This is a genomic window from Arthrobacter sp. M4 (assembly GCF_020251205.1).
Classification (GTDB): Bacteria; Actinomycetota; Actinomycetes; order Actinomycetales; family Micrococcaceae; genus Arthrobacter.
Map to the genome: position 1 here is coordinate 318971 of NZ_JAIWYX010000003.1, position 20463 is coordinate 339433.

At 63.4% G+C, this 20463-nt stretch carries 16 protein-coding genes; 9 read left to right on the forward strand and 7 right to left on the reverse strand.

The genetic code is table 11. The features are described from left to right. Window positions 1-30 precede the first annotated feature (30 nt). The 3 genes from sucB to LD110_RS07945 all read left to right on the forward strand — a co-directional run bounded on the left by sucB (window position 31) and on the right by LD110_RS07945 (window position 2989). Window positions 31-1788: a 2-oxoglutarate dehydrogenase, E2 component, dihydrolipoamide succinyltransferase gene (sucB, locus tag LD110_RS07935; protein WP_225497963.1), complete on the forward strand. Its 1758-nt coding sequence runs from the start codon at window positions 31-33 to the stop codon at window positions 1786-1788. Between the two features lie 205 nt (window positions 1789-1993). After that, window positions 1994-2347 (forward strand): hypothetical protein, encoded by a 354-nt coding sequence (locus LD110_RS07940; RefSeq protein ID WP_225497964.1) that lies wholly within the window; start codon window positions 1994-1996, stop codon window positions 2345-2347. Between the two features lie 213 nt (window positions 2348-2560). Next, window positions 2561-2989, forward strand: coding sequence for an OsmC family protein (locus LD110_RS07945; protein WP_225497965.1), 429 nt, complete (start codon window positions 2561-2563; stop codon window positions 2987-2989). A 99-nt stretch (window positions 2990-3088) separates the two neighbouring features. Here the strand turns inward: LD110_RS07945 and LD110_RS07950 are convergent, their stop codons facing one another. Beyond that, window positions 3089-6565 (reverse strand): S41 family peptidase, encoded by a 3477-nt coding sequence (locus LD110_RS07950; RefSeq protein ID WP_225497966.1) that lies wholly within the window; start codon window positions 6563-6565, stop codon window positions 3089-3091. 73 nt (window positions 6566-6638) lie between these two features. Here LD110_RS07950 and LD110_RS07955 point away from each other — a divergent pair, with 73 nt between their 5' ends. Then, the gene (locus tag LD110_RS07955; protein ID WP_225497967.1) at window positions 6639-7568 is read left to right on the forward strand and encodes a TIGR01777 family oxidoreductase; all 930 of its coding nucleotides are present in this window, start codon (window positions 6639-6641) and stop codon (window positions 7566-7568) included. A 32-nt stretch (window positions 7569-7600) separates the two neighbouring features. Here LD110_RS07955 and LD110_RS07960 read toward each other — a convergent pair whose 3' ends face one another. Further along, a complete protein-coding gene (locus tag LD110_RS07960) occupies window positions 7601-9286 on the reverse strand; it encodes a serine/threonine-protein kinase (RefSeq protein ID WP_225497968.1) in 1686 nt (561 codons plus the stop codon). A 140-nt stretch (window positions 9287-9426) separates the two neighbouring features. On the opposite strand from LD110_RS07960, the gene lipB reads away from it, so the two are divergent. From lipB to LD110_RS07975, 3 genes are all read left to right on the forward strand, one after another. Beyond that, entirely contained in the window at window positions 9427-10095 is a 669-nt protein-coding gene (gene lipB, locus LD110_RS07965; protein ID WP_225497969.1) for a lipoyl(octanoyl) transferase LipB, read from the forward strand. Beyond that, window positions 10092-11099: a lipoyl synthase gene (lipA, locus tag LD110_RS07970; protein WP_225497970.1), complete on the forward strand. Its 1008-nt coding sequence runs from the start codon at window positions 10092-10094 to the stop codon at window positions 11097-11099. The genes lipB and lipA overlap by 4 nt, the downstream gene beginning before the upstream one ends. Window positions 11100-11208: 109 nt before the next feature. Next, window positions 11209-11970: a DUF4191 domain-containing protein gene (locus LD110_RS07975; RefSeq protein WP_225497971.1), complete on the forward strand. Its 762-nt coding sequence runs from the start codon at window positions 11209-11211 to the stop codon at window positions 11968-11970. A gap of 120 nt (window positions 11971-12090) precedes the next feature. On the opposite strand, the gene LD110_RS07980 is transcribed toward LD110_RS07975, so the two are convergent. Then, window positions 12091-12528: an RDD family protein gene (locus LD110_RS07980; RefSeq protein ID WP_225497972.1), complete on the reverse strand. Its 438-nt coding sequence runs from the start codon at window positions 12526-12528 to the stop codon at window positions 12091-12093. A 325-nt stretch (window positions 12529-12853) separates the two neighbouring features. Between LD110_RS07980 and glnA (LD110_RS07985) the strand changes: the two genes are divergently transcribed. Continuing rightward, window positions 12854-14278 (forward strand): type I glutamate--ammonia ligase, encoded by a 1425-nt coding sequence (gene glnA, locus LD110_RS07985; RefSeq protein ID WP_225497973.1) that lies wholly within the window; start codon window positions 12854-12856, stop codon window positions 14276-14278. 111 nt (window positions 14279-14389) lie between these two features. Here the strand turns inward: glnA (LD110_RS07985) and LD110_RS07990 are convergent, their stop codons facing one another. The 3 genes from LD110_RS07990 to glnA (LD110_RS08000) all read right to left on the reverse strand — a co-directional run bounded on the left by LD110_RS07990 (window position 14390) and on the right by glnA (LD110_RS08000) (window position 19051). Further along, the gene (locus LD110_RS07990; protein WP_225498132.1) at window positions 14390-14605 is read right to left on the reverse strand and encodes an AsnC family protein; all 216 of its coding nucleotides are present in this window, start codon (window positions 14603-14605) and stop codon (window positions 14390-14392) included. 84 nt (window positions 14606-14689) lie between these two features. Then, a complete protein-coding gene (locus tag LD110_RS07995) occupies window positions 14690-17701 on the reverse strand; it encodes a bifunctional [glutamine synthetase] adenylyltransferase/[glutamine synthetase]-adenylyl-L-tyrosine phosphorylase (RefSeq protein ID WP_225497974.1) in 3012 nt (1003 codons plus the stop codon). Window positions 17702-17710: 9 nt separating this feature from the next. Next, complete coding sequence (gene glnA, locus LD110_RS08000; protein WP_225497975.1) at window positions 17711-19051, reverse strand: type I glutamate--ammonia ligase; 1341 nt, start codon at window positions 19049-19051, stop codon at window positions 17711-17713. A 190-nt stretch (window positions 19052-19241) separates the two neighbouring features. Here glnA (LD110_RS08000) and panB point away from each other — a divergent pair, with 190 nt between their 5' ends. Next, window positions 19242-20174, forward strand: coding sequence for a 3-methyl-2-oxobutanoate hydroxymethyltransferase (gene panB / locus LD110_RS08005; RefSeq protein ID WP_225497976.1), 933 nt, complete (start codon window positions 19242-19244; stop codon window positions 20172-20174). A 42-nt stretch (window positions 20175-20216) separates the two neighbouring features. Here the strand turns inward: panB and LD110_RS08010 are convergent, their stop codons facing one another. Further along, a complete protein-coding gene (locus LD110_RS08010; protein WP_225497977.1) occupies window positions 20217-20381 on the reverse strand; it encodes an SPOR domain-containing protein in 165 nt (54 codons plus the stop codon). Window positions 20382-20463: the final 82 nt, after the last annotated feature.

Sequence of the window (20463 nt, forward strand, 5' to 3'; positions counted from 1 at the left end):
ACAAAGATCAATAAGGAGAACGGGGACGACATGTCTGAATCCGTTAACTTGCCCGCCCTCGGTGAGAGCGTCACCGAAGGAACCGTCACCCGCTGGCTCAAGCAAGTAGGTGACCGGGTAGAGGTGGACGAGCCGTTGCTCGAGGTTTCCACCGACAAAGTAGACACTGAAATCCCCTCTCCGATCGCAGGCATCATCGAGGAAATCCTCGTAGCTGAGGACGAGACCGCCGAGGTTGGCGCTCCGCTTGTGCGCATTGGCGACGGCTCGGGCAGTGCAGCTCCTGCCGCCGAGGCACCTGCCGCCGAACCTGAAGCCCCTGCCGCCGAAGAAGCTCCGGCAGCGGCCCCGCAGGAATCGGCACCCGAGGCCCCTGCCGCCGAAGCTCCGGCTGCTGAAGCCCCTGCCGCCCCCGCTGGCGAAGGCCACGAGGTTACGCTGCCCGCCCTGGGTGAGAGCGTTACTGAAGGTACCGTGACCCGCTGGCTCAAGTCCGTTGGCGACAACGTCGAGGTTGACGAACCGCTCCTTGAGGTTTCCACGGACAAGGTCGACACCGAGATTCCTTCTCCCGTTGCCGGCACGCTGCTTGAAATCCGCGTCAACGAGGACGAAACCGCAGAGGTCGGTTCTGTGCTCGCCGTCATCGGCTCCGGCGCAGCACCTGCTGCTGCCCCCGCCCCTGCCGCACCGGCCGAATCAGCTCCGGCTCCCGCAGCAGCCCCGGCTCCTGCTCCTGCCGCTGAAGCAGCACCGGCACCGGCTGCACCTGCCGCACCGGGGGCCGCAGCCCCTGCCCCCTCCGCAGCCCCGGCTGCTCCGGCACCCGCAGCTGCCCCGGCAGCGCCCGCCGCCGAATCCAACTACGTCACCCCTCTGGTCCGCAAGCTGGCCAACCAGCACGGCATCGACATCGCCAGTGTTTCTGGAACCGGCGTCGGTGGACGCATCCGGAAGCAGGACGTCCTCGCAGCGGCAGAGGCAAAGCAAGCGGCTGCAGCCCCTGCCCCGGCGGCCCAGACTGCGGTCCCCAAGGCGGCACCGGCTCCCGTCGCAGCGTCGTCGCTCCGGGGTACCGTGGAGAAGGCTCCGCGCATCCGCCAGGTCATCGCCCGCCGCATGCGCGAGTCCCTGGACGTCTCCACGCAGCTGACCCAGGTCCACGAAGTGGACATGACGAAGGTCGCCAAGCTGCGCGACAAGGCCAAGAACTCGTTCCTGGCCCAGAACGGCGTCAAGCTGACCTTCCTGCCGTTCATCGCCAAGGCCGTGGCCGAGGCATTGAAGCAGCACCCCAAGCTGAACGCCGCGTACGACGAGGACAAGCAGGAAATCACGTACCACAACGCCGAACACCTGGCGATCGCTGTGGACACGGAGAAGGGCCTTCTTGTTCCTGTCGTCTCTGACGCCGGCAACCTGAACCTCGCAGGCCTCGCCTCCAAGATCGCCGACGTTGCCGACCGCACACGCAACGGCAAGATCGGTCCGGACGAGCTCTCCGGTGGTACGTTCAGCATCACAAACATCGGATCTGTGGGCGCGCTGTTCGACACTCCGATCATCAACCAGCCCCAGGTCGGAATCCTGGGAACCGGTGCGATCGTCAAGCGCCCGGTTGTAGTACAGGACGAGAACGGTGACGACTCGATCGCCGTCCGCTCCATGATGTACCTGTCCCTGACGTACGACCACCGACTGGTCGACGGCGCGGACGCAGGCCGCTTCCTGCAGACCCTCAAGGCGCGCCTCGAAGCCGGCGCATTCGAAGCCGACCTCGGTCTCTAGGCTGGTCCGCTGGGCGAAAGAAGCTAAGTAACCCTGAAACACACAACGGCGGGGCATGAACGGGAGGAATTCCTCCCCTTCATGCCCCGCCGTTGTTTCACTGCAGGACCAAATGGCCACTCCGCTGCCGGCGTGTGTTGAACTTCTCCTGACGGCCAGCGCGGCTTTGCTACAGGACGTAGAACCGTCTGGCTACACTGAGGGCATGAACATCGTCTACAACGTCATGGTCTTCCTGCACATCGTCGGCGCCGCCATGATCATCGGTATCTGGATCGGCAACATGAAGAAGCCGATCGTGCACCCCCGTCAGTTCGATGGTGCCATGACACAGCTCGTCACCGGCATCGTGATGATGGGGTTGATCCCGGCCCTCGGCAAGGACGCCAACTACTTCAAGCTTGGCATCAAATTTGCCATCGCCCTTGCTGTCGCCGTTCTGGCGTTTATCGGCATGCGCCGCTTCAAGAAGGGCGAAGACGTGTCGAAAGGCCTGGCACACGGTGTCGGTGGACTCGCGCTGCTCAACGCCGCCATTGCCACGATCTGGGCCGCATAGCTTCCTGCGCACCTGAACAGCGCCTGCCCTCCCCCGGCGGGCACTTTCTCTTTTGCCGAACCGTTTGTCCCGGACGACTGCCGCGAAAGATCGGGTCATAATCCTCCGAGAGCGGACACCCCGTGCATGGTGCCTGCGAAGTACCTAGGATGGAACGCGGTGGCATCCGGCGCCCCGCCGGCTGCCAATACGCAACGACGCTGAGGAGTGGACATGGCTACTACACGCACCGCACACACCGTATGGAATGGCAACCTTATCGAAGGAGCCGGCACCACAACCCTGGACAGCTCGGGCCTAGGAACCTTCGACGTCACCTGGAAAGCACGTTCCGAATCCGCAAACGGCAAGACCAGCCCCGAAGAGCTCATCGCCGCCGCACACTCGGCGTGCTACTCCATGGCCTTCAGCAACGGTGTGGCCAACGCAGGTTACACGCCTGAGGAAGTCAACACCAAGGCCGACGTCACTTTCCAGCCGGGCGAAGGCATCACCGGCATTCATCTGACCCTGGTTGCACGGATCCCCGGGATTTCCGAGGAAGAGTTCCAGAGCCTGGCAGACGACGCCAGGGTCAACTGCCCGGTTTCTGGCGCCCTCAAGGCAACCCCCATCACCCTGGACGCCACACTCGCCTCCTAGTAGCGGGACAGCTGCTTCCCGTCGGCGGTCCCGGCAGAGAAGCAAAGGACCCCTGCCACCGCCTTTGCAGCGGTGACAGGGGTCCTCTTTGTTTGAGCGTCAGCGGGCCTGCGGGCGGGCAGGCAGCGGGGCCGGACGCAGGTTACGGTAGCCCTCGCGCAGAGGGGGGCGGTCCGTGGGCAGTTCCTGGATCATCTCCCTAAGTGCCCCAATGCCATATTCAAGCTGGGGATCGATTCCAGCCGCGTAGGCGTGGGGCGGGAACGAGACATGGATATCGGGTTCGACGCCGAAGTTCTCAACATCCCAGCCGACTCCGCCGGCAAACCACGTGGCATATCGCGGCTGCGTCACGCCGGTACCGTCCGCGAGCGCAAACCGGTTGTCAATGCCAACAACTCCGCCCCAGGTACGGGTACCGATGACCGGTCCGATGCCCCGAAGCTTTGAAACCTGGGTGATGATGTCGCCGTCGGACCCGGCAAACTCGTCCGAGAGGATGACCACTGGGCCGCGCGGGGCGTGATGCGGGTAGGTACGTGGCTTTTCGCCTCGCGGCATGCTCCACCCGGTCACCTTGCGGCCAATGAGCTCAGCTACCAGTTGCGAGGTGTGTCCACCGCGGTTGCGGCGTACGTCGACGATCAGTCCGTCAAGGGATGTTTCGGTGTCCAAGTCGCGGTGCAGCTGGGCCCAGCCGTTGGCGAGCATGTCAGGTACGTGCAGGTAACCGAAACGCCCGGCCGATGCCTCTCGGACAGTCCGACGGTTGGCGTGCACCCAGTCCTGGTAGCGCAGGCGTTCCTCGTCTTTGACGGGAACTACAGCGATCCGTCGCTGCCGTCCGGCGGCCTCACCGTGTGCCGGACCATTCAGAATGGTAAGTTCCACCGTGCGGTTGGCAGCGCCAACCAACTGCATGGCCGGGGACCGCTCTGCGGAAAGCTCGACGCCGTCGATCGCCAACAGGACGTCCCCCGCCTTCGCGTCTGCGCCGGGGCGGGCCAGCGGCGATGTAGCAAGGGGGTCGGAGGACTCGCTGGCAAGAACGCGCGTAATCTGCCAGCCGGCCGGGGTCAGCTCGATGTCGGCACCGAGGCGCCCTTGCCCGTTGCTACCGGGTTCAGTCACTGCGGCGGGCCTTACGTAGGCGTGCGAAGTCCCCAGTTCACCGTGCAGTTCCCAGAGCAGGTCAACCAGGTCGTCATGGGATCCGAGCCTGTCCACCAGCGGACGGTAGCGTCGATAGACGGAGTCCCAGTCCTGGCCCGCCATGTCTTCTGTCCAGAAAAAGTCCCTTTGGAGACGCCATGCCTCGTCAAAGGCCTGCCCCCAAACCTTGAGCGGATCGAGAATGACGCGGATGCGGTTTAGCTCGACCTTTACGACGTCGCCCGAATCTTCATCAGCCTTTGAGGCAGCCGGGACGGCAGTCACCTGCTTGTCCAGGACATAAACCACCTTGCAGCCGTCCGCCGAGACACGATAGCGATCCACGGCTGGCACGAGCGTGGTCTGCTTGCGCTTGGCAATGTCGTATCTCACCAGCGCGGGCGGCTGGTTCTTGTCTTCCAAGGAGCCGCGGCCTTCGCCGGTCACCCCGGACAGCGGCGTATCCAGCCAGAGCAATGCTCCGTCGGTCACCGAGAGCGACGAGTAGTTGCCTTGCGGGACCGGAACTCCGATAACCCTGTGCGCGAGCCCCTCGGCGTCGATTCGTACCTCTGGGACGGACTTGCCTGCAGTGTCGTCAACTCCCGCAACCGGAGACTTGGCGGCCTCGGCACCGACGTCGTAGACCTCCGGACCGAAGGGGGATGTGGTGTCAGCCGTGAGCGCAATGAGGTACGGCTTGATGGGACTCGGGAAGGCCAGATCAAAGGCATGGCCGTCATACACAGGGTCGAAACTTCGATTGGACAGGAAGGCGATGAATTTGCCGTCGCGAGTAAACGCGGCGGACTCATCGCAGAAGCGGCCGTCCGTTACATCGATGATTCCCTCCTGTGGCGCTGCCGGACGCATGGTGCGCAACCTGCTGCGGGAACCGAACGCGGTCACGGGCTCCGACCAAAGGAGCCACTGGGAGTCCGGGGACCAGGCAAGGCCTTGGATGGTCCCTTCGCCCGCGCTTGTCAGCAGGCTCACGCCACCACCATCCACGGATGCCATTAGGACGTCGCCAAAGGCGGTCCCTATGGCCAGCCAGCGTCCATCCGGGCTGGGCTCGAGCGAAGTTACGCGGGAAGGCCCTGGCACCTCCATGCAGACGGCGTCGCTGGGTGCTTTACCCGATTCGGTGGCCAGCCTTCCAGCAGCATCGGCGGCCACACTGACGGCGTCGTGGCGTGCGGCCGGAACCGCCACGTTCGTTGTGGTTGGCTCCGCTCCGGCGACGGTGGAAGCGGCGACCGGACGCGGCAATTCCTCTGCTGGCACCTCCGAGGGCCGGGAAGGTGTCGGTACGTAGGTGGTGCGCACCTGCACGTCCCCAACAATCGCCCTGACATAAACGGATTCGACGCCATCATGGTCGGCTACATACGCGATGCGACCGCCGGCCATGGGCCTGGGGAGCCGCGCCCTTACACCGGGAGTGGCCTCGACAACACGGGATGGACCATCCTTGTGCCGCAGCCAGTGGATGGTGCCGTGCGACTCGACGGCACTGGCAGTTCCCGTAGCGCCCGGGACTACTTCGCCCAGGTGGGACTGGACTTTGAGCGGCGCGGGGCGGCGCCCTTGTGAAGCCGATCCCAACTCAACGGGGATCCGTACAGCCTCGGCATCCAGCGATTGCAGCAGCCAGATTTCGCCAGCCGATTCAAAGACAATTCGGCGGCCATCCGTGGCGGCGTGCCGCACGTAGAAATCCTCATGGTCTGTGTGCCGCCGGAGCTCACTGCCATCCGGAAGAACTGAGTAGAGGTTGCCGTGGCCTTCGTGATCGGACAGGAACGCAATCCGGCCGTCCACCCACATGGGGTCCGTCAGGTTGCCCTCGAGCTCGGGAACGAGTTGCACAAACTCCCCGTTGCCATCCGCATCAATCCACATCTTTCCTGATGTGCCTCCGCGGTATCTCTTCCACCATGCCGGCTCCCTGGAAAGCACACTCGCGATGACAACTGGGCGCTCATCTCCGATTACGGGACCAAAGGAGACCGACTCCACGGGGCCAAATGGCAACTCGGCGGCCCAGCCGCCGTCGACGGGAAGACTGTAGGCGAACGTGTGGCGGCTATCTGCCTGCTGGAATGCGCTGGTTACCACAATGTCGCCTGATGCCGTGAAGCCCTTGACACGAGTACTGGAGTGGCCGAAGTAAGTGAGCTGACGGTAGTCGCCCCCATCCACGCTGGCAGTTACCACTTCCGGCGCGGTGCCTTGGACAGCTGTCCACACAATACGCGTCCCGTCCGGCGTAAACCGGGGATTCCGGGCGGGTACTTGTTGCGAAGATACGCGCCACGCACGGCCGCCTCCGAGAGGCGCGATCCAGACGTCGTCTTCGGCCACGAACGTGACCAGGTCCCCATAAACATGCGGGTATCGGAAGTAGCTCGAGGAGGTCATTGTTCGATCATAGTCAAGACTCGCGCATGCCCTGCCTGGCACCCCGTGCGGGCGCCACATGGTGAGATGGACCATGAGAATCGTGGTTGCGGGAGCCTCCGGACTTATTGGTTCAGCACTCGCGTCGCGGCTTGCCGCCAACGGGCACGACGTCGTCCGGCTGGTTCGCCGGCCTCCCACTTCGGCGGGGGAATCCTTTTGGAATCCCGACACCCAGGTTTTGGACCCCGCCATCCTCGACGGTGCCGACGCAGTGGTGAATCTCTGTGGAGCAGGAATCGGCGACCGCCCGTGGACCCGCGGTCGCCTGCGAACGCTCGTGGACTCCCGGCTTCACCCAACCCGGACGTTGACCAGCGCAATGCGGAAACTGGCCAATCCGCCCGCCGTCTTCCTCAGCCAGTCCGCGTCGGGTTATTACGGGACAGGGCACGGAAAGCAAACGCCAGGCCGAGCCGGACATGCCTCCAGCGTCCTCCCCCAGTTGCGGGAAAACGCCCCAGCCGGTGAGGGAGTTTTGGCGCGGCTTTGCGTGGATTGGGAAAAAGCGGCCCGTACGGCGCCTCTCGGTGTTCGCGTCATCACACCCAGGACGGGCGTTGTCCTCAGCCGTTCGGGCGGTGCTCTTGGCCGACTTATGCCACTGCTCAGAGCCGGTCTCGGTGGTCCCTTGGGCAACGGGCTTCAGCACTGGCCTTGGATCACCCTGGATGATGAAACGGCCGCGCTCGAGTTCTTGCTGACCGCCGATCTTGAGGGTCCGGTGAATGTGTGCGCGCCTGAGCTGGCTGATGTCAACGCGATCATTTTCGCCATCGCCTCTGCTCTCAGGCGCCCTGCCCTTTTCCGCATGCCTGCCCCACTCTTGAAACTCGCTATGGGCCATTTGGCCGACGAGCTCATCCTGGCAGACCAGCCGCTTGACTCGGCACTCCTGGCGTCAGCAGGCTTCGCCTGGACTCATCCGACTCTGCAGGACGCGGCGCGTTGGCTGGCTGGGTGAGGTGGACGACCAGTGCAAGAAATGGCTCGCACTCAGTCAGGTGTCCGAATCTCCGTTATTCGCCAGGCACCTTCGTGGCGCTTCAAGCTGAGGTCAAGCAGCTGCGCTTCGGATGCAGGCTTTGTCCGAACGATGGCGCCGGATTTCGTACGCTCCTGGTAGGCGGACGATGAGCTAAGCACCCTGACAGTTGCCGCATCGGCAGTTCCTCCCTGCCTCAATTCGGCGGTGCTGATGACAGTCGCGAAACCCTCCAGCATCACGCCTGCCTCCGTGAGCTCTGCCCCCAATCGTTCGTCCGAAATGGCCGCCGGGGAACCCGCGACCGTCACCTGGGTCAACAGCGCAACGGATCCGGTCCGCAACGCCTGGGACCGTAAAGCGGCCAACCCACGGACCGCTTCCACTGGGTCCTGGGAGCCGAGTTGCCCAGCGACCTTGGCGGGCACGTCATTGCCAGGGTCAACCGTGGCGGCAGGGACGGCCGGCACGATGTGCGGCATCGAACCTGTGGCTAGCGCCACGCCTACCCCAAGGATTGCCACGACGGGCAGACACACAAGGAGCGCCCTCCGGAGCGCCGGATTGCCTCGGTCGCCCGCGGCAAAATCGGCTGTCTGGACCGGGTGTTTTGGTGCCTCGTTCCTTCCCGCCCCTATTGACTGGAAGCGACTTGACTGGAAGCGACGGGGCAAGCGAGGCGTCAGGCCATGGGCAGGTCCAATGGAGGCCCTGACCGAACGGCAAAGACCACGGACAATATTTAGGCGTTTGCGGCGCTCCGGGCTTCTCATCGTCAGCAGTTCTGGCATGACACTGGGGTGCACGGAACCGTACAAGTCCACCGGCTCCGGGGCAGCACAACGGAAAACCGCCCGGGCAAATTCGGCAGCCGTCGGGCGTTCGCTTACATCGGCGTGCAGCCCGGCTTCCAAGACGACGGCAAGGCTCGGCGGAACTTCCGGGACCAAAAGCGTCAAGGGCGGCCGGCCCCTCGCCTCCTCTGGCGGTGTGCCGGTCAGCATAAACCAGCCCAGTGCCGCCAAAGAGTACAAGTCACGGGCCGGCTGCAGCGAGGAGCCGTCCGCGGGCTCCTGAGGATCCATGAAGCCTCCTGTGCCCGCAAACTCTTGCTGCGGGTCCCCCACCATCCTCCCGAGGCCGAGGTCTGACAGAATCGGTTTGCCTTGACCGGTGAGCAGCACGTTTCCGGGAGACACGTCTCCGTGTACCGTTCCTCGCTGATGAAGGTAGGACAGGACCTGCGCCATAGGTATAAGCACGGTGACGGCCTCGCCCACGGCCAGCCGCCCTCGAGACCGTACGAGTTGGCCCAGGGACCCCCCGGCGGCGTAGTCCATAACTAAGCCAATAGTTTCGCCCTCTGGAAATATCACCGGGATAAGGTCATGGACGCCTATCAGGTGTTCATGACTTTCGGAACTGAGCCGGATTTCGCGGCGCACGGCGTCTGCGTCCAGGCCGGCGCCCGGCTGCAGGCACTTCACCGCGAACAGCGCCCCATCCCGTTCACTTCGCGCAAGCCATACGACGGCCGAGGAGCCCCGCCCTAGTTCACGGACCGGCGTCAGGCCGCCAAAGGTGGGAATGCCGACGTCGACCGCTGTGTCGGCGTCGACCGTCACTGGCCGTGGAGCCGCCGCATGCCGCCCATGGCGCCCGGGCCGGCCGCCACGGGCGGTGTCTCGATAATCCATGCCCCAGATTCTTGCCGATCGGGCGCAGCAGGGACAGAAGTTATCCACAGCTACGCAGGGCGATCAGGACGAACCGAACGTGACTGAGAGCTTGGCCACAAAATCCGGCCCCGCGCGGCAGTAGGTCTAAGCTTGAACCCATGACTCTTGAGTTTTCCCAGTTGGGTCTGGCACCGGAATACGTCGACTACATGGCAGCCTGGTCCGTCCAACGCGAACTCCACGACAAAGTTGTCACCGGAGAAGCACCGAGCACCGTCCTGTTGTTGGAGCACGCGTCTGTGTACACGGCAGGCAAGCTGACAGAAGACCACGAGCGACCGTTCGACGGCACGCCGGTTGTTCCCGTGGACCGGGGAGGAAAGCTGACATGGCACGGACCCGGCCAGCTCATCGCCTACCCCATCATCAAGCTGAAGAACCGCTCAGGCATCCGTGACTATGTGGAGCGGCTGGAAGCAATCATGATCTCCGTGATGGCCGACTACGGAATCAACGCCACCCGAGTGAAGGGCCGCGCAGGTGTCTGGATCACCGCGGACCACAAGGGCCCGGACCGCAAGATCGCGGCTATCGGCATTCGCGTCCAGGATGGGGTCACGATGCATGGCATCGCCATCAACTGCAGCAACGACCTCGCACCGTACAGCCAGATCATCGCCTGTGGCATCACGGACGCAGGTGTCACCACAATGTCGCAGGAAACGGGCCGGAACATAACGCCTGGGGACATTGTTGACCGCATCGTCGAAGAATTCCGCAAGCACGAAGAAGCACTAGTTTCGAGTTCCGAAGGAGCACTCCTGTGACGCTGGCACCAGAAGGCCGCAAGCTGCTGCGCATCGAACAGCGCAACGCCGCAACCCCCGTGGAGCGCAAGCCGGACTGGATCAAAGCCAAAGTCCAGATGGGTTCGGAATTCGTCGGGCTAAAGAACCTGGTTAAAAAGGAAGGCCTCCACACAGTCTGTGAAGAGGCTGGCTGCCCAAACATCTTCGAATGTTGGGAAGACAAGGAAGCCACCTTCCTCATCGGGGGTTCCGAGTGCACGCGCCGCTGCGACTTCTGCCAGATCGACACAGGCAAGCCCTCTCCCCTGGACCGCATGGAACCAACCAAGGTTGCCCGATCCGTGCAGTCGATGCAACTGCGCTACGCCACCGTCACGGGCGTCGCCCGCGACGACCTTGAAGACGAAGGCGTCTGGCTGTACGCCGAAACCGTCCGCAAGATCCATGAACTCAACCCGGGCACCGGCGTCGAGCTTCTTATCCCGGACTTCTCAGGCAAACCCGAGCACATCCAGGCCATCTGCGACTCCAAGCCGGAGGTGTTCGCCCACAACGTGGAGACCGTGCCCAGGATCTTCAAGCGCATCCGCCCGGCCTTCCGCTATGAGCGTTCCCTGGACGTCATCACGCAGGGCCGTGACCTGGGCATGGTGACCAAGTCCAACCTCATCCTGGGCATGGGCGAAACCCGCGAGGAAGTCTCCGAAGCGCTCCGCGACCTGCACGAGGCTGGCTGCGACCTCATCACCATCACCCAGTACCTGCGCCCCTCCGAACGCCACCTCCCGGTAGACCGCTGGGTCAAGCCGCAGGAATTCGTAGAGCTGCAGGAGGAGGCCGAAGAGATCGGATTCCTCGGCGTTATGAGCGGCCCCCTCGTCCGATCCTCCTACCGTGCAGGCCGCCTCTGGGCCACGGCGATGCGCAAGAAGGGTTGGGAAATCCCGGCCGAACTCGCGCACATCGAGAGCTCCGGATCCACCCGCCAGGAAGCCCGCACGCTGCTTGCAGCGCAGAGCTAATCCTATTTGCGGGCGCAGATCCCGAAATATCCAGGCAGTAGTACGGGGACCGTATCCGGGGCATTTCCGGGTCCGGTCCCCGAGCCGTATCCCGTAGAATTAATGCACTATGGCGAAATCCCCTGATTCCAGCAATTCGACGTCGGCTGCCGATTCGTCCCGGCGCGGACTCTTTTCCCGCAAGCCCAAGGAAGCGAAGGCCAAGAAGCCAAGCCGCCTAAAGCAGATCGGCGAAGTCTTCAACATGACGCGCCGGCATGACCCCACGGTCCCGTGGCTTATGCTCCTTGCTTTCCTTGGAGTTGTGGCAGTCAGCCTGCTTGTCGGTCTCTTGCTGCAGAACTGGATCACAGCGCTCATTATCGGTATTCCGTTGGGGCTGCTTGCCGCAACGTTCATACTGTCGCGCCGCGCCGAGCGTGCGGCCTTCGCCCAAATCGAAAACCAGCCCGGAGCCTCGGGCGCCGCACTTAGCACGCTCCGCCGCGGTTGGGTCACCGAAGAACAGCCCGTTGCCGTCAACCCCCGCACCCAGGACGCCGTCTTCCGTGCAGTTGGTCGTCCCGGCGTCGTGCTTGTTTCCGAAGGACCCACGCATCGGGTCAAGCCGCTCATTGACGCGGAGCGCAAGCGCCTGTCCCGCATCCTGCCCAACGTGACGATCCATGTGATCGAGACTGGACGCGGCGAGGGCCAGGTGCCCATCAGCCAGGTTGCCAGGAAGATGGGCAAGCTCAAGAACGAACTCACCAAAGTAGAAGTGAACGCCGTCAGCAAGCGGATCTCCTCGCTGGGCAACCGCCTGCCAATTCCGAAGGGAATCGACCCGTACAAGGCGCGGCCGGACCGGAAGGCCGCTCGAGGCCGCTAAGCCGCGGCGACGGGGACCGATCGCCCAGTAGACGGAAGCAAACCGCCCCGGACGCACTGAACATTTTGTTCGGTACGTCCGGGGCGAAGCTGTTACTGGATCCTGCTACGGCAAAAACGCCTACATTCGGACCAGGACGGTATTCATTGCTTTGTCGTGGAGGCCGCGCTGATCGGGATCGAAGATCACGGCGGGAATCACCAGGCACAAAAGAACAGTCCTGACAAAGGCTGCCAGTGGTCCGGCAGGCCCGCCACCCAACCTGACAACGTGGATTCCAACTACCCGATGGCCGATGCTGTAACCAAGGGTGCCAATGAGGAGAGTCTGCTCGACGGCAAAGATGCCCAATGTTGCCCATTGATTTGCGCCGAAGGCAAAATTGCTGATCAAGAGGGCAATTGTCCAGTCGATGACGATGGCGAAAATTCGCCTGGCCGCCCGCGCCACTGAACCTGGCCCTGACTCCGGAAGGCCGAGACGTTCACCGGGGTATTTGGAGATGCCTGAGGTGTCCGGCCCGGTAAGCCATGAACCCATGTCCTTGCGATCAATCACCCTTAAAGCCTAACTGCACCGCGCCGAATCATCGCCCCGGGAACTGATATTGCCACGGGCTCCGCTTCCTTGAATTCCCGCGGAATTGTTCATTCTGCGGATGCGCATGGACGCAACAAGTGGATGCCGACTAGCGTTTACATATTGGGCAATTCTGTAACCTGCCTGAAACAATACGGACACTCCCGGGAAATGCCACATCCCTAGGGTGTTAGCAGTTGCCAGTAACCACCGGGCGGGGGGATTTTTTGTGTCTTCCCGCCCCCGGAGTGCGCTGCACCAGACGGCCGCGAGGCCCGCTATTTCTTATGCATAAGGAGCATAGATGTTCAAGTCTGCGGACGAAGTCCTCAAGTTCATCAAAGACGAAGACGTTAAGTTCGTCGATATCCGCTTCACCGATCTCCCCGGCGTCCAGCAGCACTTCAACGTGCCGGCTAAGAGCGTTGATGCAGACTTCTTCGTCCACGGCCAGCTCTTTGACGGATCCTCCATCCGCGGCTTCCAGGGCATTGCCGAGTCCGACATGCAGCTCATTCCGGATGTGACCACCGCCTTCCTTGACCCCTTCCGCGTCGAGAAGACCCTGGCCCTCAACTTCTCCATCGTGAACCCCCGCACCGGAGACCCGTACCACCGCGACCCGCGCGGCGTAGCTGAGAAGGCCGAGGCCTACCTGGCTTCCACCGGCATCGCCGACACCGCATTCTTCGCTCCGGAAGCAGAGTTCTACGTTTTCGACAACGTACAGTTCGAGTCTTCCCCGCAGGGTTCCTTCTACAAGGTCGACTCCATCGAGGCACCGTGGAACACCAGCCGCGAAGAAGAAGGCGGCAACCTCGGTTACAAGACTCCGTTCAAGGGCGGCTACTTCCCGGTTTCCCCGGTTGACCACCAGGCGGACCTGCGTGACGCCATGTGCGTAAACCTGGACGAGGTCGGTCTGATCGTCGAGCGCTCCCACCACGAGGTTGGTGCCGCTGGCCAGGCCGAGATCAACTACAAGTTCGACACCCTCGTGCACGCTGCTGACGACCTGCAGAAGTTCAAGTACGTCATCAAGAACACCGCCTGGGAATACGGCAAGTCTGTGACGTTCATGCCCAAGCCGATCTTCGGCGACAACGGCTCCGGCATGCACTGCCACCAGTCTCTGTGGAGCAACGGCGAACCGCTGTTCTACGACGAAAAGGGTTACGCAGGCCTGTCCGACACTGCCCGCTGGTACATCGGCGGTCTGCTGAAGCACTCTTCCGCCGTCCTGGCCTTCACCAACCCGACCGTCAACTCCTACAAGCGCCTGGTCAAGGGCTTCGAGGCTCCGGTCAACATGGTGTACTCGCAGGGTAACCGCTCTGCCGGCATCCGTATCCCGGTCACGGGTTCCAACCCGAAGGCCAAGCGCATCGAGTTCCGCGCCCCGGACCCGTCCTCCAACCCGTACCTCGCCTTTGCCGCCCAGCTGATGGCCGGCATCGACGGTGTCCGCAACCGCATTGAGCCGCCGGCTCCGATCGACAAGGACCTCTACGAACTGCCCGCCGAGGAAGCCAAGGACATCCCGAAGGCTCCGGGCTCGCTCGAGGAAGCGCTCGAAGCCCTGCGCGAGGACAACGAGTTCCTGCAGGCCGGTGGCGTTTTCACCCAGGACCTGATCGACACCTGGATTGACTACAAGTACGAGAACGAGATCAAGCCGCTGGCCCTGCGCCCGAACCCCTACGAGTTCGAGCTGTACTACGGCGTCTAATCTGACTCATTGAAGCAGTCGTAGTGCTGCTCATGGGAAAGGCGGCCCCACTTCGGTGGGGCCGCCTTTCCATTTGTCGGCGCTCCTAGGCCTGGGCCTCCTCGGCAGCCCTTACTGCCTGCCGTACTTCTTATGGACTGCCTGCTTGCTTACACCAAGGCAAAGCGCGATTGCTTCCCAGGACAAGCCCTCCTGTCGCGCCCTGCGGACCAGGGATGCCTCCGCGCGACCCACTTCCTTGTGCAACTCGGCAACGGCTTGCAGTGCCTCGGCTGGCCCCTTGCCATCCATTGATCCCACCAGGGTCTTCATCCGCTCCACCTCCATGGCGTCAACCTTAGTTGACACAACTCGGCTCGTCAACGAAGGTTGACACCGGGGCCGCATCGACCATCCGGAGACAAATGAGCGTCAGTTCCCGTAAAAGGCCTTCTGGAACACTGCGCGGGCCTGCCGGCTGATTCGGAGGTAGTCCTGCTCGAACGCCGTGGCCATCCCTGCCTCATAGCCGCACCAGCGCGCCACGGCTTCCAAATCACGGCGCGACGACGGCAGAAGGTCGGAGGAACGACCCGACCAGATCACGTTTGCAGAGCGGACACGGCTGGCCAGTCGCCACGCCCTTCGCAAGAGTGCCGCATCGGCAGCCGAGAGAAGTTTGAGCTTCTCAGCGGCGGTGAGTGCCTCGAGAGTGGATGTAGTCCGAAGCTCCGGGTGAGTACCGGCGTGCTGCAGCTGAATCAGCTGAACCAGCCATTCGACGTCGGACAGCCCTCCCCTGCCTAGTTTGACGTGCCGCGCCGGATCGGCGCCCCGCGGCAGCCGCTCCGCCTCCACCCGGGCTTTGATGCGACGGATCTCCCGTACATCCTGCTCGCTCAGCGACTCAGGGTACCGGATGGGATCAATCATCGCCCTAAAATCGCGGGCAAGGTCATCGTCGCCGGCCATGGGCTCGGCACGGAGAAGCGCCTGTGCTTCCCAAATCAGCGACCAGCGCTTGTAGTACTCCGCGTAGGATTCCAAGGAGCGAACAAGGGCGCCGCTCTTGCCTTCGGGGCGAAGGTCGGCATCCACCGTCAGCACCCGTTCGGCCATAATCGCCGGCTTGAGGGGCTGTGTCAGCAGGCTGGACAGGTGGCCAACCAGCGCATTGGCCTGTTGCTGGGCTTCCTCGTCGGAGCAACCGGGCAACGCCCGATGCACGTACATTACGTCGGCATCGGATCCATAGCCGATCTCCCGACCGCCCTGCCGGCCCATGGCCACCACCAATAGTCGGGTCTTCAACGGACCGTCCGCTGAGACGATCCCCTCCGCGACGTGCAGGGCCCCGAGGACGGCGGCGCGGTCAACGTCGGCCAGCGCCCTGCCCACGTCATCCTGCTCCAAGAGTCCGGCGCTATCGGCAATAGCGATGCGGAGCGTTTCCCGTCTGCGGATCAGTCGAATCAGCCGCATCGCGCTTTCTGGATCAGAGTGGCGGGACATCTTCGACTGGATTTCCTGCCATTGGGCAGCGAAATCAACCGGTTTGAGTTCCTTGTCCGTGCCAAGCCACGCAACCGACTCCGGCGACACTTCCAGGAGGTCTGCAATGAGCCGCGAGTTGGACAGGACATGGCACAACCGCTCCGCGGCCGCCTGTGAATCGCGGAGCATGCCCAGGTACCAGTGCGTTGTCCCAAGGGACTCGCTGACACGGCGGAAGGCGAGCAGGCCGGCGTCGGGATCCAGTCCTTCGGCCAGCCAGTCGAGGAGGATCGGCAGGAGCTGCCGCTGCAGTGCCGCCCGGCGGCTGACACCGGCGGTGAGCGCCTGAATGTGGCGAAGTGCGCCCTGCGGGTCGCGGTAGCCCAGCGCCGCAAGGCGCCCCTGCGCCGCTTCGGGGCTCAGCCGCGCGTCTTCGCTGCTCAGCTTTGCGGCAGTGTTGAGCAACGGCCGGTAGAAGATGCGCTCGTGCAGTTCCCGCACGGACCTTTTGGTCTTCTGCCAAGTGGACACCAATGCATCAGGATGGGGGCGCTCCAGCGAGAAGGGTCCCAGCACAGCCTTGGCCAGGTAGCGCAACGATGTTTCACTAACCGGCATGAGGTGCGTCCGGCGGAGCTGGAAAAGCTGGATGCGGTGCTCCAGGAGGCGAAGGTAGCGGTAGGCATCATCGAATGCGCTTGCGTCAGCCCTCCCGATGTACCCGCCGGAGGAGAGCGCCGCAATGGCCGATGTTGTGTCACGCTTACGCAGTGATTCGTCGGACTTTCCGTGCACCAGCTGCAGCAGTTGGACGGTGAACTCGACATCGCGAAGTCCCCCGGGTCCGAGCTTGATCTGTCGCTGCTCCTCCCCCGCCGGAATGTGGGAGGTGACGCGGCGGCGCATGGCCTGCACGGATTCGACGAACCCCTCCCGTCCGGCCGACGCCCACACAAGTGGCGTCAGGGCTTCCTCATACCGGGTGCCGAGTTGGCGGTCGCCTGCGATGGTGCGGGCCTTCAGCAGCGCCTGGAACTCCCAGCTCTCAGCCCAGCGGTCATAATAGCTAACGTGGGACGCCAGCGTCCGGACCAGCGGCCCCGATTTCCCCTCCGGCCGCAGGTTGGCGTCCACCTCCCAGAGCCCCGGTTCCCGCCCGGGAGAGCTAATGGCCCGCGAAATACCGGAGGCAAGCGCCGTGCCTATTCTCGTGGCCAGGGTGTCTTCCAGTCCGGGCGCGTCAATGACGTAAATAACGTCGACGTCGGAGATGTAGTTGAGCTCGCGGGCTCCACACTTGCCCATGCCGATGACGGCCAGCCCGACGGCGGCAACGTCCTCGGCGTCGAACGTCACCGCTGCTTCGGCGCGGGAAACCGCCAAGGCGGCCTCAATCGCAGCACCGGCAAGGTCTGCCAGTTCCGCGCCGGCGAAAGGCATGAAATCGGTGGGTGACGCCGCGCAGAGGTCCTTAATGGCCAGTTCGGCCAAACCGCGCCGATATTCGGTCCGCAGTGCAGCGTAGGCAACCTGTCCCGTAACGCCTGCAACGGGGCGGGTAGCCGCCGGATCCGCCTGTACCGACTTGAGCAGCCGCGCGCGGAGCACTTCAGGGTCCGCCGACAGGGGCTCCGGGCTTACCCGGGTGTTGAAGATATCCAAGTGCTCCGGGTGCCGGATCAGGAATTCACCCAGGGCTTCAGACGCACCAAGGAGCCGGTAGAGAGGCTCGCTCCGGTCCACATCCGCCGCCGCAAGTTCCCGCAGCCCCTGGTGCTTCTCAATCAGCCGGACGAGGGACTGCAGCGCGGTATCCGGGCTCGCGGCCATGTGCAGGCCCGCGAACAGGACGTCCTGGTCGATGCCCGCGAGTTCAGGGGCAGCGAGGAACCGCTCCCCCTTCTCCAAATCGCTGAATCCGGCTGAGATGAGTCGGCGGGCAAGGCTCATGGGCGCTGCCTAGAGAATGCCCAGGTTGCGCTGCAGTTCGTAGGGGGTCACCTGCAGACGATAGTCCTGCCACTCCGCACGCTTGTTGCGCAGGAAGTGCTCAAAAACCTGTTCGCCGAGGATCTCAGCGACAAGTTCAGATTCCTCCATGGCCTTGATGGCGTCGTGCAGGCTGGCCGGCAGTGGGTCGTGTCCCATTGCGCGGCGCTCGGCGCTGGTAAGCGACCAGACGTCGTCCTCCGCCGCCGGAGGCAGGTCGTAACCTTCTTCGATGCCTTTCAGGCCGGCACCGAGGAGCACAGCGTAGGCCAGGTAGGGGTTGGTGGCCGAGTCGATGCCACGGTATTCGATGCGGGCTGACTGGCCCTTTCCTGGCTTGTACAGCGGAACACGAACAAGTGCGGATCGATTGTTGTGGCCCCAGCTGAGGTAGCTGGGGGCTTCCCCACCGCCCCAGAGCCGCTTGTAGGAGTTCACAAACTGGTTGGTCACCGCGGTAAATTCCGGTGCGTGGCGGAGGATGCCGGCAATGAACTGCCGGGCCGTGCGCGACAACTGGAACTCGGAGCCACCTTCGAAGAAGGCGTTGGTGTCCCCCTCGAACAGCGAGAAGTGCGTGTGCATGCCCGAACCGGGGTGGTCGGTGAAAGGCTTGGGCATAAACGTGGCGTAGATCCCCTGCTGCAGGGCTACTTCCTTGACGACAGTGCGGAACGTCATGATGTTGTCCGCAGTCTGCAGGGCGTCCGCATAGCGAAGGTCGATCTCGTTCTGGCCCGGGCCCGCCTCATGGTGGCTGAACTCGACAGAGATCCCCACGGACTCAAGCATGGTCACGGCTGTGCGGCGGAAATCCTGGGCAACACCGCCCGGGACATGGTCAAAATAGCCGCCCTCGTCAACAGGAACCGGCGCACCGCTAGGTCCAGGCTGAGCGGATTTGAGCAGATAGAACTCGATCTCCGGGTGCGTGTAGCACGTGAAGCCCATGTCCGCCGCCTTGGCCAACGTGCGCTTGAGGACGTTGCGGGGGTCGGCGGCCGACGGCTCGCCGTCGGGAGTCAGAATGTCGCAGAACATCCGCGAGGTCTGTTCGGTTTCTCCGCGCCACGGCAGGATCTGGAACGTGGACGGGTCCGGTTGGGCCAGCATGTCTGATTCGTACACACGGGCAAGGCCTTCGATGGATGAGCCGTCGAAGCCAAGGCCTTCATCGAAGGCACCTTCAACTTCGGCAGGAGCCAGGGCGACCGATTTGAGGGAACCGACAACGTCGGTGAACCACAGGCGCACGAAGCGCACATCCCGCTCTTCGATCGTCCGCAAAACAAACTCTTGCTGGCGGTCCATATAGGGCCTCTTTCCGGGTCAACGTCCATGCCGCGGAACCTTGTCTGCGAATCCGGCGGCAACTCAGCATTCACTCTACTAAGCATTGGCCCTCATTGCTGTCCTCCAACGCCTCGTAACACAGGGTTTACGTCTGTGTTCACCGCCACTTTGGTGGCTCGCGTCCCACGCGCGGCACTACGCTCTTCTCATGGCCTCAAGCAACCTTCCCGAACCCGGCTCCGCAAGCGAACTCCCGGCCCCCTACGGCAGCGGCCCATCCGCCGTCGAACAGGGCAGTCCGGCGTCAGGCAGCCAGGCGGCAAGCGGCCCGGTGGCGGGCAAACCTTTATCCCGGATCCGCACGCATCATCTGAGGCAGGCCAAGGCAGCCGGCGATCGCTTCGCCATGCTGACCGCCTACGACCAGTACACGGCGGAAATCTTCGACCAGGCAGGCATCGAGGTATTGCTTGTGGGCGATTCCGCCTCGAACAACGTGTTCGGCAACGAGACCAGCCTGCCCGTGACAGTCGAAGAACTGCTCCCGCTGTGTCGGGCCGTGTCCCGTTCAGCCCGGCGTTCCCTTGTAGTGGCGGACCTTCCGTTCGGCAGTTACGAGGTCTCCCCCGCCCAAGCCGTTGCCACGGGCGTGCGTTTCCTCAAGGAAGGGCTGGCCCACGCGGTCAAATTGGAAGGCGGCGCTTTTTACGCCGATACCGTACGGGCCATGGTCCAGGCAGGAATTCCTGTGATGGCGCACATCGGCTTCACCCCGCAGAGCGAGCACTCGCTGGGCGGCTACCGGGTGCAGGGCCGCGGCGATGACGCCGCCCGGCTTGTCGAGGACGCAGTGGCCCTGGAGAAGGCAGGCGCATTCTGCGTCCTGATGGAAATGGTCCCGGCGGAAACAGCCGCCGCGGTGGACGCCGCAATCGAGGTCCCCACGATCGGCATCGGCGCAGGGAACTCAACCACGGGCCAGGTCCTCGTATGGCAGGACATGGCGGGCCTGCGCGGCGGGAAAATGGCTAAGTTTGTCAAGCAGTACGCGAATCTGCGCGCCACGCTTTCAGAGGCTGCGCGCGCCTATGGCGAGGAAGTCCGGTCCGGGCAGTTCCCTGGCCCGGAGCATTCGTTCTAGTCGGAGCATTGGCCGCGGCGGAACCTCCGCTCGTGTCGCGGCCTAGTCTTCGTCGTCTTTTTCCCAGGCCTCATTGCGCGCCTGGACCTTCTCCAGTGCGTGCTCGGCCTCTTCGCGGGTTTTGTAAGGGCCAAGAAGTTGCGTCCAGTCGGAAAGGGCGTCCTCCTCGATTTCGTGCGTCTTCATGTTGTACCAGTACTCGGTCACAACCCCTCCTTGTCATCGGACGCCGCCGCCGGATGCTTGCGTCAGCGGCTGCCAGCGTAACGTTGGCGGGCTCTAAGTCCAC

Excerpts from the sequence above, each read along its gene's own strand:
- LD110_RS07960 (WP_225497968.1), bottom strand. The coding sequence starts at position 9,286 with ATGGATTATCGAGACACCGCCCGTGGCGGCCGGCCCGGGCGCCATGGG.
- LD110_RS07950 (WP_225497966.1), bottom strand. The coding sequence starts at position 6,565 with ATGACCTCCTCGAGCTACTTCCGATACCCGCATGTTTATGGGGACCTG.
- lipB (WP_225497969.1), top strand. The coding sequence starts at position 9,427 with ATGACTCTTGAGTTTTCCCAGTTGGGTCTGGCACCGGAATACGTCGAC.
- LD110_RS07975 (WP_225497971.1), top strand. The coding sequence starts at position 11,209 with ATGGCGAAATCCCCTGATTCCAGCAATTCGACGTCGGCTGCCGATTCG.
- LD110_RS07955 (WP_225497967.1), top strand. The coding sequence starts at position 6,639 with ATGAGAATCGTGGTTGCGGGAGCCTCCGGACTTATTGGTTCAGCACTC.
- LD110_RS07940 (WP_225497964.1), top strand. The coding sequence starts at position 1,994 with ATGAACATCGTCTACAACGTCATGGTCTTCCTGCACATCGTCGGCGCC.
- panB (WP_225497976.1), top strand. The coding sequence starts at position 19,242 with ATGGCCTCAAGCAACCTTCCCGAACCCGGCTCCGCAAGCGAACTCCCG.
- LD110_RS07995 (WP_225497974.1), bottom strand. The coding sequence starts at position 17,701 with ATGAGCCTTGCCCGCCGACTCATCTCAGCCGGATTCAGCGATTTGGAG.
- sucB (WP_225497963.1), top strand. The coding sequence starts at position 31 with ATGTCTGAATCCGTTAACTTGCCCGCCCTCGGTGAGAGCGTCACCGAA.
- LD110_RS07945 (WP_225497965.1), top strand. The coding sequence starts at position 2,561 with ATGGCTACTACACGCACCGCACACACCGTATGGAATGGCAACCTTATC.
- LD110_RS07990 (WP_225498132.1), bottom strand. The coding sequence starts at position 14,605 with ATGGAGGTGGAGCGGATGAAGACCCTGGTGGGATCAATGGATGGCAAG.
- glnA (WP_225497973.1), top strand. The coding sequence starts at position 12,854 with ATGTTCAAGTCTGCGGACGAAGTCCTCAAGTTCATCAAAGACGAAGAC.
- glnA (WP_225497975.1), bottom strand. The coding sequence starts at position 19,051 with ATGGACCGCCAGCAAGAGTTTGTTTTGCGGACGATCGAAGAGCGGGAT.